Origin of the sequence: Streptomyces sp. NPDC056144 (assembly GCF_042264145.1) — a bacterium.
Lineage (GTDB): Bacteria > Actinomycetota > Actinomycetes > Streptomycetales > Streptomycetaceae > Streptomyces.
This window is the reverse complement of the sequence record NZ_JBHJVF010000003.1, coordinates 432661-450560: the sequence shown is the minus strand read 5'-3', so window position 1 is coordinate 450560 and position 17900 is coordinate 432661. Positions and strand designations below refer to the sequence as shown.

Sequence of the window (17900 nt, the reverse complement as noted above, 5' to 3'; positions counted from 1 at the left end):
ACGGTGGAGGAGAAGCGGGACGAGCCCGCGGCGGAGGCGCCCGCTCTCCCGGACCCCTTCGACCAGGACGACCTGCCCGCGCCGCCCGGCGCGACGGGCGCGCTGCTGCGCTCGCTGCTCGCCACGCACCGGCTGCGGGTGACGGCGGCCGCGCTGATCCTCCTGGTGAAGGAGGCCGCGATCCAGGCGGGCCCGCTGCTCGTCGCGTACGCGATCGACCGGGGCGTGCCGGCCTTCCGGGCCGGGGACCACGGCCCGGTGGTGGCGGTGGCGGTCGGCTACCTGCTCTGCGCGGGGCTCTCGGGGCTCCTCCAGTACGCCTTCGTCCGGGTGGCGGCCCGGGTCAACCAGGACGTCCTGCTCGATCTGCGGGGCCGGATCTTCCGGCACGCGCAGACGCTCAGCGTCGACTTCCACGAGCGGTACACCTCGGGGCGGCTGATCTCCCGCTCGACCACCGACGTCGAGTCGCTGCGCGAGCTGCTCTCCGAGGGCCTTCAGGAGCTCGTCGGCGTCTTCCTGTCCTTCGTCTCCATCTGCCTGGTCCTGCTCTGGCTCGACCTCGGCATCGGCGGGGTCGCGGTCGCCTCCTTCCTCCCCCTCTACCTGCTCGTGCGGCTCTACCGGCGGCGCGCGGGCGCGGTGTACGGGGTGCGGTCCACGGCCATCGCGGGCGTGATCGTGAAGTTCGCGGAGACGATGAACGGCATCCGGCCGGTCCGGGCGTTCCGCCGCGAGGAGACCAACGACGCCGAGTTCGCGGCGCTGAACCACCGGCACGAGCGCAGCAACGGGGACGCGCTCCTGGAGATGGCCCGCTTCGTCGTCGGCTCGCGCCTGGTGTCGAACACGGCGGTGGCCGGCATGGTCCTGTGGGGCGCGTACCGGGTCGCGGGCGGCACGCTCGAACTCGGCGTCCTGGCGGCGGCCGTGCTCTACCTGCGGCGGCTGTACGACCCGATCGACCGGCTCGGCATGTTCCTCAACTCGTACGAGTCGGCCGCGGCCTCCCTCGCCAAGATCGCCGGCCTGCTCGCGCAGGAGCCGGGCGTCCCGGAGGCGGCCGCGCCCCGGGAGCTGCCGGAGCGCACGGGCATGCCGGGGCGGGACGTCGTCTTCGAGAAGGTCCGTTTCGCGTACCGGACGGGCGGCGAGGTCCTGCCCGCCTTCGACCTGACGATCCCGGCGGGCCAGACGGTGGCGGTCGTGGGCGCGACGGGCGCGGGCAAGTCGACGCTCGCGAAGCTCCTGGCCCGGTTCTACGACCCGACGGACGGGCGGGTCCTGCTCGACGGCGTCGACCTGCGCGACCTGGCGACGCCGGAGCTGCGCCGGGGTGTCGTCATGGTGACCCAGGAGGCGTTCCTCTTCTCGGGCACGGTCGCGGAGAACATCGCCATCGGCCGCCCGGACGCGAGCCGCGCCGAGATCGAGGCGGCGGCGCGGGCCATCGGCGCCCACGCGTTCATCGAGGGCCTCCCGGACGGCTACGACACCGACGTACGCAAGCGGGGCGGCCGGATCTCGGCAGGTCAGCGGCAGTTGGTGGCCTTCGCCCGCGCGCTGCTCGCCGACCCGGCGGTCCTCATCCTCGACGAGGCGACGAGCTCCCTCGACGTGCCGGGCGAGCGCGCGGTCCAGCGCGCGATGGACACGGTCCTCGCGGGCCGCACGGCGGTGGTCATCGCCCACCGTCTGTCGACGGTCGAGGTGGCGGACCGGGTCCTGGTGATGGAGGCGGGCCGCGTGGTCGAGGACGGCAGCCCGAAGTCCCTGACGGCCGGCGAGGGCCGCTACGCGAGCCTGCACCAGGCGTGGCGGGACAGCCTGGTGGGCTGACCCGCCCTCGACCGGGCACAGCCACCGAACGATTCACGCCACAGGCTGTCGCGATCCGGGCGGGCCGTCCCGCCCGGATCGCGCGCGCCCTCCCGTACCGGCGGTAGCAGTCCCCACCGCTCCCGCACGCGGGGATTCCGGGCTCCCCGAACCGCGGACGGCTTTCCTCCCAAGATCGACGAAACGTCCGGTTAACGAACACGCGCGTACAGGCAGCGGACGAATTCCGGCCAACTTGACGATGCACTCCTGACAGGTACCCGTCAGTCCTGTCACTCTCTCCCCGGCTCTTCGCATCGATTTACCGCACAGGAGTCCACTGCTTCACCCGTACGTGCTCCACAGCTCTCCTTGCTCATCCCGGCGGACTCACCCCAGTCCCCGGTACCCCCCTCGCATTAGGAGTCTGCGTGAGATCCACGCCCAGCCGCCGCGCCACCGCGACCGGTGCCCTGATCGCCGCCGCGGCCATGATCGCCGTCGGCGTCCAGACCGGTACCGCCTCGGCCGGCACCTTCGATGCCGCCTCCCAGACGCAGTCCCTCGGCAAGGTCAACCCGGGCAAGCTCCCGGCCGACCTCACCCCCGCCGAGCGCACCGCGCTCATCAAGGCCGCGGACGCCGACAAGGCCGCCACGGCCAAGACCCTCGGCCTCGGCGCCCAGGAGAAGCTGGTCGTCCGTGACGTCGTGCAGGACCAGGACGGCACGACGCACACGCGCTACGAGCGCACCTACGCCGGACTGCCCGTCCTCGGCGGCGACCTCATCGTCGAGGAGTCCAAGGCAGGCGCGACCCAGAGCGTCTCCAAGTCCTCGCGCGCCGAGCTCAAGAACATCGACACCACCGCGACCGTCGCCCCGGCCGCCGCCTCGAAGCAGGCGCTGAGCGCCGCCAAGGCCGAGGGCTCCGACAAGGCCGCCGCCGACCGCGCCCCGCGCAAGGTCGTCTGGATGGCCAAGGGCGCGCCCGTCCTCGCGTACGAGACCGTCGTCGGCGGCCTCCAGCACGACGGCACCCCGAACGAGCTGCACGTCGTCACCGACGCGAAGAGCGGTGCGAAGCTCTACGAGTGGCAGGCCGTCGAGACCGGCACCGGCAACACCCAGTACAGCGGTCAGGTGACGCTCGGCACCGCGCCCTCGTACACGCTGACCGACACCGGCCGCGGCAACCACAAGACGTACGACCTCAACGGTGGTTCGTCCGGCACCGGCACGCTGTTCAGCAACACCACGGACGTCTGGGGCAACGGCACCCCGCAGAACCGCGCGACGGCCGGCGCCGACGCGCACTACGGTGCCGCGCTCACGTGGGACTACTACAAGAACGTGCACGGCCGCACCGGCATCCGCGGTGACGGCGTCGGCGCGTACTCCCGCGTCCACTACGGCAACGCGTACGTCAACGCCTTCTGGCAGGACTCCTGCTTCTGCATGACGTACGGCGACGGCTCGGGCAACACCAAGCCGCTCACGTCCATCGACGTGGCCGCCCACGAGATGACGCACGGCGTCACGGCCAACACGGCCGGCCTCCAGTACAGCGGCGAGTCCGGCGGCCTCAACGAGGCCACCTCGGACATCTTCGCGGCGGCCGTCGAGTTCTACGCCAACAACGCGTCGGACCCGGGCGACTACCTCGTCGGCGAGAAGATCGACATCCGCGGCAACGGCACCCCGCTGCGCTACATGGACAAGCCGAGCAAGGACGGCTCGTCCAAGGACGCCTGGTACTCGGGCATCGGCTCCATCGACGTCCACTACTCGTCGGGCCCGGCCAACCACTTCTTCTACCTGCTGTCCGAGGGCAGCGGCGTGAAGACCGTCAACGGCGTCACCTACGACTCGCCGACCTCCGACGGCCTGCCCGTCACCGGCATCGGCCGCGCCAAGGCGGAGCTGATCTGGTTCAAGGCCCTCACCACCAAGTGGGGCACGACCACGAACTACGCCGGTGCCCGCACCGGCACGGTCGACGTGGCCAAGGCGCTCTACGGCGTCGGAAGCGTCGAGGCGCTCGCCGTCGAGCACGCCTGGGCCGCCATCAACGTCGGCTCGCGCCCCGGTGGCAACCCGCCCACCGGCACGTCCTTCACCAACGACACCGACGTCACCATCCCGGACTCCCCCGGAGCCGCGGTGACCTCGACGGTCAACGTCACCGGCATCACCGGCAACGCCCCGAGCAACCTCGCCGTCGGCGTGGACATCGTCCACACCTACATCGGTGACCTCGTGGTCGACCTCATCGCCCCCGACGGCTCGGTCTACAGCCTGAGCAACCGCGCCGGCGGCAGCGCCGACAACATCCAGCAGACCTACACCGTCAACGCCTCCTCCGAGGTCGCCAACGGTGCCTGGAAGCTCCGCGTCCAGGACAAGGCCGGCGCCGACACCGGTTACATCAACCAGTTCAAGCTGACCTTCCCGTAAGGCCGGCGGTTCCACCAGCGCGAACCCGGGCGGGCGTCCGGAGGGGATCTCCCCTCCGGGCGCCCGCCCTCGCGCGTCCCGGACCGTGTCAGCGGAGCAGGACGCCCGCGCCCTCGCCCGTCGTCTCCTCCGGCAGCGCCACCAGGCCCAGTTCGGCCGGGTGGGCGAGGAGCGGGTGGGCCGGCAGGACGCGGACCGTGCAGCCGAAGGAGCCGGTGCGGTCGAGCTCCAGGGTCCCGGCGTACGGCCTGCGGTCGTCCAGGTCCGGGCGGCCGTCCGGCTTCAGCGTGGCGGTACGGGTGTCGGTGAGCGTGTCCTCGGCGTCCACGCGGCCCGTCACCGCCTGCACCTCGACGTCGTCGGGGTCGAGCCCGCCGAGGGCGACCCGGACCCGGACGACGGGGGTCGCGCCGAGCTCCGCGTCCGACCCGGCGAGGTCGTCGCCGATCTCCACGTGGTCGACCGACACCGCCGGCCACGCCTCCCGCACCCGCGCCTTCCAGGCCGCCAGCTCCCGCGCCCGGTCCGGGGTGAGCGCCCTGCGGGCGCCGGCGGCGGGGACGTACAGCCGCTCGACGTACTCGCGGACCATGCGGTCGGCGAGCACCTTCGGGCCGAGGTCGGCGAGGGTGCGCCGGACCATGGCGGTCCAGCCGGCCGGTACGCCGTCGGGGCCCCGGTCGTAGAAGCGGGGGGCGACCCGGCGCTCGACCAGCTCGTAGAGCGCGGCGGCCTCCAGGTCGTCGCGGCGCTCCTCGTCGGCGGCGGCGGCCCCGTCGGCGGTGGGGATGGACCAGCCGAACTCGGGCTCGAACCACTCGTCCCACCAGCCGTCGAGGACGGAGAGGTTGAGACAGCCGTTGAGCGCCGCCTTCATGCCGCTGGTCCCGCAGGCCTCCAGCGGACGGAGGGGGTTGTTGAGCCAGACGTCGCAGCCGGGGTAGAGGTCGCGGGCCATCTCCATGCCGTAGTCGGGCAGGAAGACGATCCGGTGCCGCACCCGGGGGTCGTCGGCGAAGCGGACGAGTTCCTGCACGAGCCTCTTGCCGCCGTCGTCGGCGGGGTGCGCCTTGCCCGCCACGACGAGCTGCACGGGCCGCTCGGGGTGGAGCAGCAGCGCCCGCAGCCGGTCCTTGTCGCGGAGCATGAGCGTGAGCCGCTTGTACGAGGGGACCCGGCGGGCGAAGCCGATGGTGAGGACCTCGGGGTCGAGGACGGTGTCGGTCCAGCCGAGCTCGGCGTCGGCCGCGCCCCGCTGCCGCCAGGAGGCCCGGAGCCGTACCCGTACGTCCGCGACGAGCCGTTCGCGCAGGGTGCGGCGCAGCTCCCACAGCTCGCGGTCGTCCGCGTCCGGGGCGAGACGGCCCACCTCGGGGGCGGTCCAGGTGGCGGCGTGGACGCCGTTGGTGATGGAGGTGATCGGCACCTCGTCGGGGTCGGTGCCCGGCCAGAGCCCGGCGAACATGGCGCGGCTGACGGCTCCGTGGAGGGTGGAGACGCCGTTGGCGCGCTGGGCGAGGCGAAGTCCCATGGCGGCCATGTTGAAGACCCCGGGTTCGCCGCCGAGCGGGGTCTCGTCGCCGAGGGCGAGGATCCGGCCGGTGTCCACGCCGGGGAGCGCGCCGTCCTCGCCGAGGTGGCGGGCGACGAGGGCGCTGTCGAAGCGGTCGATGCCGGCGGGGACGGGGGTGTGGGTGGTGAAGACGGTGCCGGCGCGGACGGTCTCCAGGGCGCTGTCGAAGTCGAGCCCCTGCCCCTGGAGTTCGCGGACGCGTTCGAGTCCGAGGAGTCCGGCGTGGCCCTCGTTGGTGTGGAAGACCTCGGGCTCGGGGGTGCCGGTCAGCCGGGTGTACGTGCGGAGGGCGCGGACGCCGCCGATGCCGAGGAGCATCTCCTGGAGCAGCCGGTGCTCGCTGCCGCCGCCGTACAGCCGGTCGGTGACCCCGCGTTCGCCGGGGGCGTTCTCCTCGACGTCGGAGTCGAGCATGAGGAGCGGGACGCGGCCGACCCGGGCGATCCAGATGTGGGCGTGGAGGCTGCGGCCCTCGGGCAGGGCGAGGGTGATCCGGGCGGGGGTGCCGTCGGCCTCGCGGAGCAGGTCGACGGGGAGCTCGCCGGGGTCGAGGACGGGGTACTGCTCCTGCTGCCAGCCGTCGCGGCCGAGGGACTGCCGGAAGTAGCCGTGCCGGTAGAGCAGGCCGACGCCGATCAGCGGGAGGCCGAGGTCGCTGGCGGACTTGAGGTGGTCGCCGGCGAGGATGCCGAGGCCGCCGGAGTACTGGGGCAGGGCGGCGGCGACGCCGAACTCCGGCGAGAAGTAGGCGATGGCGGCGGGGCGTTCGGCGCTGCCGTCGGCCCGCTGGTACCAGCGGGGGGCGCGCAGATAGGTGTCGAGGTCCTCGGCGGCGGCGGCGAGCCGGTCGAGGAAGGCCCGGTCGGCGGCGAGCGCGGCGAGCCGGGGCGCTTCGAGGGCACCGAGGATCCGGACGGGGTCGGCCCCGGCGCGGCCGCCGGGGGCGAGCGAGTCGAAGAGCGCGCGGGTGGGCTCGTGCCAGGACCAGCGCAGGTTGTGCGCGAGGTCGGCGAGGGGTCGAAGGGTGTCGGGGAGGACAGGACGCACGGTGAATCGACGGATTGCCTTCACGTGTCCACCTTCGCAGGCGAGTACGGAGCGGAGCGGACGCACCACGTAGCGCGTCCGGGTGCCGTGGGGGTGTCCTGTCGGTCAGGCCGGATCAGGGAGCGGCGTCTGGTGCGGCACATCGCAAGGCGCCGGAGCGCCTTGATAGCGGAGCTATCGAGGCGTTTCGGCAACGCGGCGAGGTGCCGTGCCAGACGCCGCGAGCCCGGCCTGGCCGGCAGGACACCCCCTCGGAACGGTAGGCGGTGGGACGCGGATCCGCGAGACCGCCTCGGGGCGCGAAGGGCGCGCGGACGGGCGGTTGTATCCGGTCTTTTGCGACGAGCACGCTTGTCGTCCGGGCTACGTCCGAGTAGTTAACAAGGCGCCGGATTGCCCACCCGAGAACCGTGGGAAGGCTCCTCCGGTACACCCCCCGAATCCACCTCTCTCGCGATCCCGTTCCCCCCGTACTCCCTGTGGACCCGCCATCCGAGTGAACGCGGACAGGAGCCGTCATGCCCGCAACCCGCCGGCCCTCGACGGAGCTAGAAAGAGCGCACCACCACCCGCACCCCCGTGACCCGTCAGGTGATGATGTCGTGATTCCGCTCATGGGACGCATTCCCGTCCTGGACGTAAGCCCCTTGGTCGACTGCGGCCGGCGCCCCGCGAAGGCGGTGGCCGGGGAGTCCTTCGAGGTGACGGCGACCGTCTTCCGCGAGGGGCACGACGCCGTCGCCGCCAACGTCGTCCTGCGCGGCCCCTCCGGGCGGCCGGGGCCGTGGACCCCGATGCGCGAACTGGCCCCGGGCACCGACCGGTGGGGCGCCGAGGTCACCCCGGACGCCGAGGGCCTCTGGACGTACACCGTCGAGGCGTGGAGCGACCCGGTGGCGACCTGGCGCCACACGGCGAAGATCAAGATCCCGGCCGGGATCGACTCCGAACTGGTCCTCGCGGAGGGGGCCGAGCTGCACGAGCGGGCGGCGAAGGGCGTCCCGAAGAAGGGCGGCGGCCGGGAGGCGGTGCTCGCGGCGGCGGACGCGCTGCGGGACGTCTCGCGGCCCGCGGCCGTACGGCTCGCGGCGGCCCTCGCGCCCCGGGTGGTCGAGTCCCTCGACCGGTACCCGCTGCGCGAACTCCTCTCCTCCTCGGCCGAGTTGCCGCTCCAGGTGGAGCGCGAACGGGCTCTGTTCGGTTCCTGGTACGAGTTCTTCCCCCGTTCGGAGGGCGCCCGGAAGGTCGACGGCCGTACGGTCCCGGGGAACTTCCGTACCGCCGCCGAGCGGCTTCCGGCGGTCGCGGCCATGGGCTTCGACGTGGTCTACCTGCCGCCGGTGCACCCGATCGGCGAGACCCACCGCAAGGGACCGAACAACTCCCTGTCGGCCTCGCCGAACGACGTCGGCGTGCCGTGGGCGATCGGCTCGCCGGAGGGCGGGCACGACGCGCTCCACCCGGACCTCGGCACCTTCGAGGACTTCGACGCGTTCGTGGCCCGGGCGCGGGAACTGCGCCTGGAGATCGCGCTCGACTTCGCGCTCCAGTGCTCGCCGGACCACCCGTGGGTGGAGAAGCACCCGGAGTGGTTCCGCCACCGGCCGGACGGCTCGATCGCGTACGCGGAGAACCCGCCGAAGAAGTACCAGGACATCTACCCGATCGATTTCGACGGCGCCGCCGACAACATGGACGGGATCGTGGCGGAGACCGTGCGGGTGCTGCGGTTCTGGATGGACCACGGCATCCGGATCTTCCGCGTCGACAACCCGCACACGAAGCCGGTGGTCTTCTGGGAGCGGGTCATCGGGCAGATCAACCGGGCCGATCCGGACGTGATCTTCCTGGCGGAGGCGTTCACGCGGCCGGCGATGATGCGGGCCCTCGGCACGATCGGCTTCCAGCAGTCGTACACGTACTTCACCTGGCGCACCGCCAAGGAGGAGCTCACGGAATACCTGACGGAGCTGTCCGGGGAGACGGCCGCGCTGATGCGGCCGAACTTCTTCGTGAACACCCCCGACATCCTGCACGCCTACCTCCAGGAGGGCGGCCGGCCCGCCTTCGAGGTGCGGGCGGTCCTCGCCGCGACGCTCTCGCCGTCCTGGGGCATGTACGCCGGGTACGAGCTGTGCGAGAACACCCCGCTGCGGGACGGCAGCGAGGAGTACCTGAACTCGGAGAAGTACGAACTCCGGCCGCGCGACTGGGAGTCGGCGGAGCGCTCGGGGGCGACGATCACCCCGCTCATCACCACCCTGAACCGGATCAGGCGCCGTCACCCGGCGCTCCGCAGGCTGCGGAACCTGTCGTTCCACGACACGGACAACCCGCAGGTGATCGCGTACAGCAAGCGCTCGGGTTCGAACACCGTTCTGGTGGTCGTCAACCTCGACCCGCACCACACCCAGGAGGCGACGGTCTCGTTGAACATGCCGGAACTCGGCCTCGGCTGGCACGAGACCGTGCCGGTGCGCGACGAGCTCACCGGCGAGACCTATCACTGGGGCAGGGCCGGTTACGTGCGCCTGGAGCCGGGTGTCACACCCGCGCACGTCCTCGTCCTGCGACCGTCCCCGCAGACCGGAGGGTCACCCACATCATGACTGTCAACGAGCCCGTCCCCGACACCTTCGAGGACACGCCCGCCAAGGACCGAGATCCCGACTGGTTCAAGCGGGCGGTGTTCTACGAGGTCCTCGTCCGTTCCTTCCAGGACAGCAACGGCGACGGCGTCGGCGACCTCAAGGGCATCACGTCCAAACTGGACTACCTCCAGTGGCTGGGCGTCGACTGCCTCTGGCTGCCGCCGTTCTTCAAGTCCCCGCTGCGGGACGGCGGGTACGACGTCGCCGACTACACCTCGGTCCTTCCGGAGTTCGGCGACCTGGCCGACTTCGTGGAGTTCGTCGACGCCACCCACCAGCGCGGGATGCGCGTGGTCATCGACTTCGTCATGAACCACACCAGCGACCAGCACCCGTGGTTCCAGGAGTCCCGCAAGGACCCGGACGGCCCGTACGGCGACTACTACGTCTGGGCCGACGACGACAAGCAGTACGCCGACGCCCGGATCATCTTCGTCGACACGGAGACGTCCAACTGGACCTTCGACCCGGTGCGCAAGCAGTACTACTGGCACCGGTTCTTCTCGCACCAGCCGGACCTCAACTACGAGAACCCGAAGGTGCAGGAGGAGATCCTCTCCGCGCTGAAGTTCTGGCTCGACCTCGGGATCGACGGCTTCCGGCTCGACGCGGTGCCCTACCTCTACCAGCGGGAGGGCACCAACTGCGAGAACCTCCCGGCGACCCACGACTTCCTCAAGCGGGTCCGCAAGGAGATCGACGACCACTACCCGGACACGGTGCTGCTCGCCGAGGCCAACCAGTGGCCGGAGGACGTCGTCGACTACTTCGGCGACTTCCGCTCCGGCGGCGACGAGTGCCACATGGCCTTCCACTTCCCGGTCATGCCGCGCATCTTCATGGCCGTGCGGCGCGAGTCGCGCCACCCGGTCTCCGAGATCCTCGCCAAGACGCCGGAGATCCCCTCCGGCTGCCAGTGGGGCATCTTCCTGCGCAACCACGACGAGCTCACGCTCGAGATGGTCACCGACGAAGAGCGCGACTACATGTACGCCGAGTACGCCAAGGACCCGCGCATGCGGGCCAACATCGGCATCCGGCGCCGCCTCGCCCCGCTCCTCGACAACGACCGGAAGCAGATGGAGCTCTTCACCGCGCTCCTCTTCTCGCTGCCGGGCTCGCCGGTGCTCTACTACGGCGACGAGATCGGGATGGGCGACAACATCTGGCTCGGCGACCGGGACGGCGTACGGACCCCGATGCAGTGGACCCCCGACCGGAACGCGGGCTTCTCCTCCTGCGACCCGGGCCGGCTCTACCTGCCGACGATCATGGACCCGGTCCACGGCTACCAGGTGACGAACGTCGAGGCGGGCATGGCGTCCCCCTCCTCGCTCCTCCACTGGACGAAGCGGATGATCGAGATCCGAAAGCAGAACCGTGCCTTCGGGACGGGGACGTACACGGAACTCCCGGCGTCCAACCCGGCGGTGCTCGCCTTCCTCCGCGAGGACGGCGACGACCTGGTCCTCTGCGTGAACAACTTCTCGCGGTTCGCGCAGCCGACCGAGCTCGACCTGCGGAGCTTCGCCGGAAGGCGGCCCGTGGAACTGGTCGGCGGGGTGGAGTTCCCGGCCATCGGCGAGCTGCCCTACCTCCTGACCCTTGCGGGTCACGGCTTCTACTGGTTCCGTCTCAAGAAGAGCTGAACGAGAGCCAGTTCGGATTCCTCAGGGGTGGGACGGTTTCCTCCGTCCCCCTCTGGGCACTGTGTCCCACACACGATCCACGTCACGATTCTGGTCCATCCGGGCCCACTTGACGGACCCGTACGGATCACCCTTTCCGACACGTCCCGCACATCCGGACAGTCACAGCCGCCATCCGGGACACTCTGCGCATTTGAACGCATACGACAGCCCGTCGCGCACCCCGGGGAAAGGACGCGATGCCATGCCGGAGACCGCATCCACCACCCGGGCCCCCGACGCCCTCCTCCCGTCCCTCGCACCCCTGCTCCACGCATGGCTGCCCCGGCAGCGCTGGTTCGCGGGCAAAGGCCGCCGGGTCACCGGATTCACGCTGGACGCGGCCACGGAGCTGCTGCCCCTCGACGGCGCGGGACCCGGCCTCCTCCACCTGCTCGTCCGGGTCGAGCAACCCGGCCGGCCGGCCGGGACGCCCGCCGACTGCTACCAACTCCTCCTGGGCGTCCGCACCCAGCTGCCGCCCCGGCTCGGCCCCGCCCTCATCGGCCGCATCCGGCAGGGCCCGCTCGCCGGGCGCGCGGTGTACGAGGGCCTGCGCGACCCACGGCTCGCGGGGCTCCTCTACGAACGGCTGCGCACACCCGGCCGGACCGGGCCGCTGCGCTTCCACGCCACTGCCCCCCTGCCACCGGGGCTGCCCCCGCGCATGCTCGACACCGAACAGTCCAACTCCTCCTTGGTGTACGGCGATTCGTACATCCTGAAGATCTTCCGCCGGGTCAGCCCCGGCGCCAACCCCGACCTCGAACTCCCCCTCGCCCTCGCCGGCGCCGGATGCGGGCGGGTCCCCGCGCCCGTCGCCTGGTTCGAGTCGGGGGCGGCGACCCTCGGCGTCCTCCAGCCGTACCTGCGGGACTCCCGCGACGGCTGGCGGCTCGCGCTCGACGCGCTCGCCGACGGGCGGGAGTTCACCACCGAGGCCCGGGCCCTCGGGCGGGCCACCGCCGAGGTGCACCTCGCCCTCGCCGCCGCGCTGCCCACACAGCGGCTGCGGCGCTCCGAGACCGAACACCTCGCCGCCGCCATGGACCGCCGCCTGCACACGGCGGCCCAGGCCGTACCCGCGCTCCTGCCGTACGTCCCCGGCCTCCGGGCCGTCTTCGCGGCAGCCGGCGACGCGCCGGGGGCGGGGGTCCTGCAGCGCATCCACGGCGACCTGCACCTCGGCCAGACCCTGCGCGGGTCCGACGGCGCCTGGGCCGTCATCGACTTCGAGGGCGAACCGGCGAAGCCGCTGGACGAGCGGCGCAGCCCCCAGCCGACGGTCCGCGACGTCGCGGGCATGCTCCGCTCCTTCGACTACGCGGCGCGGACGCACCGGCCGTGGAACGCGGAGTGGGCGGGGCGGTGCCGGGCGGCGTACTGCACGGGGTACGCGGAGGTGGCGGGGGCGGATCCCCGTACGGACCCCGCGCTCCTCCGGGCCTATGAGACGGACAAGGCGGTGTACGAGGTCGTCTACGAGGCCCGCCACCGCCCGGACTGGCTCCCGGTCCCCCTGGCCGCCATCCAACGCCTTGCCGCACTGACGTGACGCCGCCGCCCACCCGTCGCCGTTCCGCCGTTCCGCCGCGGACCGCGCCCGCGTGTGGGCGGGACGCCCACCCCCGTTGTGGGCAGTCGTTCCGCTGGGGCGGAACGGGTGGGCACAACGGAACGGCGCCCCTGCCGGGCCTAGGCTTCCGCGCCTGGACCCGCACCCCCAGTGCGGTGCGGTACCGGTGCGGGTTCAGGCACAGGGAGCGGAGGCGCCGCGAAGGGCGCCGTCCCGTGTGCCCACCCGTCCCGCCCTGCGGGACGACTGCCCACACGGAGGTGCGGCGCGGCGCCGTCCCTCCAAGCGCGGGCGCTACCCGTTCGGAGCAGTCGGGGCGGGGCTCGGAAGGGGTTCTGCCTGCGGATGCGCGCGTCGCCCCGTTCGGCCGAGTTTCCCCCCGCCCCGTACCGCCGTTTGCCCCGTAGTACACCCGTACCCCCTCGTCCTCCAGGAGGCCCCCGGTGACCGCCCGAAGCGCAGGCAAGACGTCCCGCACCAAGAAGGCGCCCGCATCGGAGCGGCCCCTCGTGCGGACGGCGCCGCCGCTCGATCCGGGCGAGCGGGCCCGGCTGCTCGCCGGTGAGCACCACGACCCGCACGCCGTGCTCGGCGCGCATCCCGTACGGGGCGGGGTCGTCGTCCGAGTGCTGCGCCCCTGGGCCCGGGAGGTCGCCGTCGTCACCAAGGGCAACCGGATCCTCCTTCACGACGACGGGGACGGGCTGTTCTCCGGGCTTCTTCCGCGCCTGCGGAAGGTCCCCGCGTACGAGCTGCGCGTCCGCTACGACAGCGGGGACGAGCTCGCCGTGCGGGACCCGTACCGCTTCCTGCCCTCCCTCGGCGAGCTCGACCTGCACCTCATCGGCGAGGGCCGGCACGAGGAGCTCTGGACCGCCCTCGGTTCCCGGCCGATGACCCACGACGGCGTCGACGGCACCCGCTTCACCGTCTGGGCGCCGAACGCCCGCGGCGTGCGGGTCACGGGCGACTTCACGCACTGGGACGGCACCGGGCTGCCGATGCGCTCGCTCGGGTCGACCGGCGTGTGGGAGCTGTTCGTGCCGGGGATCGGCGAGGGCGCCGTCTACAAGTTCGACATCACCCGTCCCGACGGCTCGCACACGGTCCGCGCCGACCCCATGGCCCGCCGCACCGAGTGCCCGCCGAACACCGCCTCCGTGGTCACCGCCTCGCACTACACGTGGGACGACGCCGAGTGGATGGAGCGGCGGGGCAACCGGCCGCACCACGAGGCCCCGCTGTCCGTCTACGAGCTGCACCTTCCCTCCTGGCGGCCCGGGCTGAGCTATCGGGAGCTCGCCGAGGTGCTGCCCGCGTACGTCCGTGACCTCGGCTTCACCCACGTCGAGTTCATGGCCGTCGCCGAGCACCCGTTCAGCGGCTCCTGGGGCTACCAGGTCACCGGCTTCTACGCGCCGACCGCCCGTCTCGGCACCCCCGACGACTTCCGGTTCCTCGTCGACGCCCTGCACCGCGCCGGGATCGGCGTCCTCATGGACTGGGTGCCCGCGCACTTCCCGAAGGACGACTGGGCGCTCGCCGAGTTCGACGGGCGTCCGCTGTACGAGCACGAGGACCCGCGCCGTTCGCACCACCCGGACTGGGGGACCCTGGAGTTCGACTACGGGCGCAAGGAGGTGCGGAACTTCCTCGTCGCCAACGCGGTGTACTGGTGCCAGGAGTTCCACCTCGACGGCCTCCGCGTCGACGCCGTCGCCTCGATGCTCTACCTCGACTACTCGCGCGAGCACGGCGAGTGGCTGCCCAACGAGTTCGGCGGCCGGGAGAACCTGGACGCGGTGGCCTTCCTCCAGGAGATGAACGCGACCGTGTACCGGCGCTGCCCGGGGATCGTGACCTTCGCCGAGGAGTCGACGGCCTGGGACGGCGTGACCCGGGCGACCGACCAGGTCGGCCCGGGCGGCTTCGGCGGGCTCGGCTTCGGCATGAAGTGGAACATGGGGTGGATGCACGACTCCCTCGGCTACGTCGGGAAGGAGCCGGTGCACCGCAAGTACCACCACCACGAGATGACCTTCTCGATGGTCTACGCGTACAGCGAGAACTACATCCTGCCGATCTCCCACGACGAGGTCGTCCACGGCAAGCGGTCGCTGGTGTCGAAGATGCCCGGCGACTGGTGGCAGCAGCGGGCGAACCACCGGGCCTATCTCGGCTTCATGTGGGCCCACCCGGGCAAGCAACTCCTCTTCATGGGGCAGGAGTTCGCCCAGGGCGGGGAGTGGTCGGCCGAGCACGGGCCGGACTGGTGGCTGCTCGACCCGGCGTACGGGGCGGAGGCCGATCACCGGGGCGTCCAGGATCTCGTACGGGATCTGAACACCGTGTACGCGGGGACGCCCTCGCTCTGGGAGCGGGACACCGTCCCGGACGGCTTCCAGTGGGTCGTCGGGGACGCCGCCGAGGACAACGTCTTCGCGTTCCTGCGGTTCGACGGCTTCGGCTCCCCGCTGCTCGCCGTCTCGAACTTCTCGCCGGTCGTCCGGCACGACTACCGGCTCGGCGTGCCGGACACCTTCGCCGCCTGGGCGGAGGTGCTGAACACGGACGACGCCCGGTACGGCGGCGGGCACGTGGTCGGCACCGATCCGGTGAAGACCGAGTCGGTGCCGTGGCACGGGCGTTCCGCGAGCCTGCGGATGACGTTGCCGCCGCTCGCGACGGTGTGGCTCAGGCCGGCGTGACCGCCGTCGCGCCCGCGCTCGGCCTGATGATCCCGAGGCGCTGGGTCGCCCGGGTCAGCGCCACGTACAGGTCGTTCACCCCGTGCGGGGCGGCGTCCCGGATGCCGTCCGGGTCGACGACGAGGACGGTGTCGAACTCCAGGCCCTTCGCCTGCCGGGGGTCCAGGAGGACCACCGGCCGGGTGAGGTCCGGGGCCGGGCCGTGGGCCGCGTCCGGCAGGGCCGCGACCAGGGCGGGGAGGAGCGTCTCGGGCGCGACGACCGCGAGCCGGCCCCCGGAGCGCAGCTCGCCGGAGAGGGCGTCGGCGACCGCGTCGGCGGCCTCCTTCACCGGGTCCTCGACCGTGCGGTCCCACGGTTCCACGCCCGTGGAGCGGACGGAGCTCGGCGGCTCGAAGTCCGGCTCGGTGGCGCGCCGGGCCTCGGCGGCGACCGCCATGATCTCGGCGGGCGTGCGGTAGTTGACGCCGAGGCGGACGTGCTGCCAGCGGTCCTCGACGTACGGGGAGAGGATCTCCTCCCAGGCGCCGACGCCCGCCGGGTCGCCGGTCTGGGCGGGGTCGCCGACGAGGGTCATGGAGCGGGTCGGGCTGCGGCGCATGAGGAGCCGCCAGGCCATCGCGGAGAGCTCCTGGGCCTCGTCGACGATGATGTGGCCGAAGGCCCAGGTGCGGTCGGCGGCGGCCCGCTCGGCGGCCGTGCGGTGGTCGGCCTCCTCCTGGCGTTCGGCGAACCGCTCGGCGTCGATGATGTCGTGGGCCGAGAGGACCTCGGAGGCGTCCTTGTCGAGCTCCTCCTTGTCCTCGAACTCGTAGGTCCGGGAGGCGAAGGAGACGTCGAGGACGCCCTGCGCGTACTGGATCTGCTTCTGCCGCTCGGCCTCCTGGGCGGCGCGCGCGGCCGAGTCGTCCTCGCCGAGGAGTTCGGCTGCCTCGTCGAGGAGGGGGACGTCCGCCGGGGTCCAGGGACCGCCGTCCCGCCGGATGGCCTCCGCGTCCGCCTCGTCGGCGAGGTGGGTGGGCTCGGCGAGGTAGTCGGCGAGGAACTCCTGCGGGGTCAGCGGCGGCCAGAGCGTGTCGATCGCCGCGTGGACCTCGGGGTTGGCGGCGATGCCCTTGGCGAGGAGGGCGATGTCGTCGGGGCCGAGGAAGTTCGGGCCGCCGTAGGGGTCGGCGCCGATGCGGTCGGCGAGCTGCTCGGCGAGCGCGTCGAGGATCCGGAAGACGAAGTAGGGGCGGGCGAGGTTGTGCGGGAGGAAGGTCTCGCGCGCCTTGTGACGGGCTTCGAGGGCCATGTCCCAGTCGATGACGAGGTCGCCGTCGTCGTGCGGGACGATCAGCGGCTCGCCGCGCCCGGGGACCTGCTGGCGGTCCCGTACGGCGGCGGCCAGGGCCTCGGCCATGGCGGCGGCGCCCTTGACGGCGGCGGCGCGCGGGGTGTCCGTACCGGTGGCGCGGACGCCGGGGAAGAGCTCGGCGGGGGTCGCGAGCAGGACGCCGGTCTCGCCGAGCGAGGGCAGGACGTTGCCGATGTAGCCGAGGAAGGCCGGGTTGGGGCCGACGATGAGGACGGCGCGGCGGGCGAGCTGCTCGCGGTGGGCGTAGAGGAGGTACGCGGCCCGGTGCAGGGCCACGGCGGTCTTGCCGGTGCCGGGGCCGCCCTCGACGACCAGGACGCCCTGGTGCGGGGAGCGGATGATGGCGTCCTGCTCGCCCTGGATGGTCTGCACGATGTCGTGCATGCGGCCGGTGCGGGCGGCGTCGAGCGCGGCGAGCAGCACCTCGTCGGCGTCGCGGCTCTCGTGGCCCGTGCGGGTGGCGTCGGCGAGGTCGAGGACCTCGTCGTGGAGGGCGGTGACCTCGCGGCCCCGGGTGGTGATGTGCCGCCGCCGGGAGAGCCCCAGGGGCTCGTAGCCGGTGGCGAGGTAGAAGGGGCGGGCGATCTCGGCCCGCCAGTCGACGACCAGGGGCGTACGGTTCGGGTCGTCCCGGCGGATGCCGAGGCGGCCGATGTGGTGGTCGCGGCCGTCGCGGAAGACGAGCCGGCCGAAGCACAGCCCGCTCTCCCCCGCGTCGAAGGCGGCGAGCAGCCCGGACTGCTCGGCGACGACGACGTCCCGTTCGAGACGGCCCTGGCTGCTGCCGACGCCGGGGGTGCGCAGGGCGACGGCGACGGCGGCCTCGGCCCGGTCCCTCAGGTCGTCGAGGCGGGCATAGAGATCGGTGATGAATTGCTGTTCGTTCCGAATTTCCTCGGTTGACAATTCGACTCCCGGCGCGATACAGTGCGTTTATTGAACTTCTCCATCTCCACTCCTCATTGTGGACATGGATTTTCTAATATACGCGCCGCAATGCCCCGACTGTCAATTACAGTCGGGGCA

Annotated in this window: 8 protein-coding genes; 6 read left to right on the top strand and 2 right to left on the bottom strand. The window is 72.2% G+C overall.

Annotated features, from left to right (window positions below; all coding sequences use genetic code 11):
- Positions 1-3: 3 nt before the first annotated feature.
- Both ACFC0Z_RS12890 and ACFC0Z_RS12885 read left to right on the top strand, forming a co-directional pair.
- Positions 4-1839, top strand: a complete 1836-nt coding sequence (locus ACFC0Z_RS12890) for an ABC transporter ATP-binding protein (protein ID WP_376436678.1) — start codon at positions 4-6, stop codon at positions 1837-1839.
- A 410-nt stretch (positions 1840-2249) separates the two neighbouring features.
- The gene (locus tag ACFC0Z_RS12885; RefSeq protein WP_376436064.1) at positions 2250-4274 is read left to right on the top strand and encodes a M4 family metallopeptidase; all 2025 of its coding nucleotides are present in this window, start codon (positions 2250-2252) and stop codon (positions 4272-4274) included.
- Positions 4275-4362: 88 nt separating this feature from the next.
- Here ACFC0Z_RS12885 and glgP read toward each other — a convergent pair whose 3' ends face one another.
- Complete coding sequence (gene glgP, locus ACFC0Z_RS12880) at positions 4363-6918, bottom strand: alpha-glucan family phosphorylase (RefSeq protein ID WP_376436061.1); 2556 nt, start codon at positions 6916-6918, stop codon at positions 4363-4365.
- A gap of 590 nt (positions 6919-7508) precedes the next feature.
- Between glgP and ACFC0Z_RS12875 the strand changes: the two genes are divergently transcribed.
- From ACFC0Z_RS12875 to glgB, 4 genes are all read left to right on the top strand, one after another.
- The gene (locus ACFC0Z_RS12875; protein ID WP_376436059.1) at positions 7509-9503 is read left to right on the top strand and encodes an alpha-1,4-glucan--maltose-1-phosphate maltosyltransferase; all 1995 of its coding nucleotides are present in this window, start codon (positions 7509-7511) and stop codon (positions 9501-9503) included.
- The gene (treS, locus tag ACFC0Z_RS12870; protein ID WP_376436056.1) at positions 9500-11194 is read left to right on the top strand and encodes a maltose alpha-D-glucosyltransferase; all 1695 of its coding nucleotides are present in this window, start codon (positions 9500-9502) and stop codon (positions 11192-11194) included. Before ACFC0Z_RS12875 ends, treS begins: the two co-directional genes overlap by 4 nt.
- Before the next feature lie 244 nt (positions 11195-11438).
- The gene (locus ACFC0Z_RS12865; protein WP_376436054.1) at positions 11439-12788 is read left to right on the top strand and encodes a maltokinase; all 1350 of its coding nucleotides are present in this window, start codon (positions 11439-11441) and stop codon (positions 12786-12788) included.
- Positions 12789-13252: 464 nt separating this feature from the next.
- Complete coding sequence (gene glgB, locus ACFC0Z_RS12860) at positions 13253-15517, top strand: 1,4-alpha-glucan branching enzyme (RefSeq protein WP_376436051.1); 2265 nt, start codon at positions 13253-13255, stop codon at positions 15515-15517.
- Here the strand turns inward: glgB and ACFC0Z_RS12855 are convergent.
- On the bottom strand, positions 15504-17780 hold the full coding sequence (locus tag ACFC0Z_RS12855) for a HelD family protein (RefSeq protein ID WP_376436049.1): 2277 nt from the start codon (positions 17778-17780) through the stop codon (positions 15504-15506). The genes glgB and ACFC0Z_RS12855 overlap by 14 nt on opposite strands.
- Positions 17781-17900 lie beyond the last annotated feature (120 nt).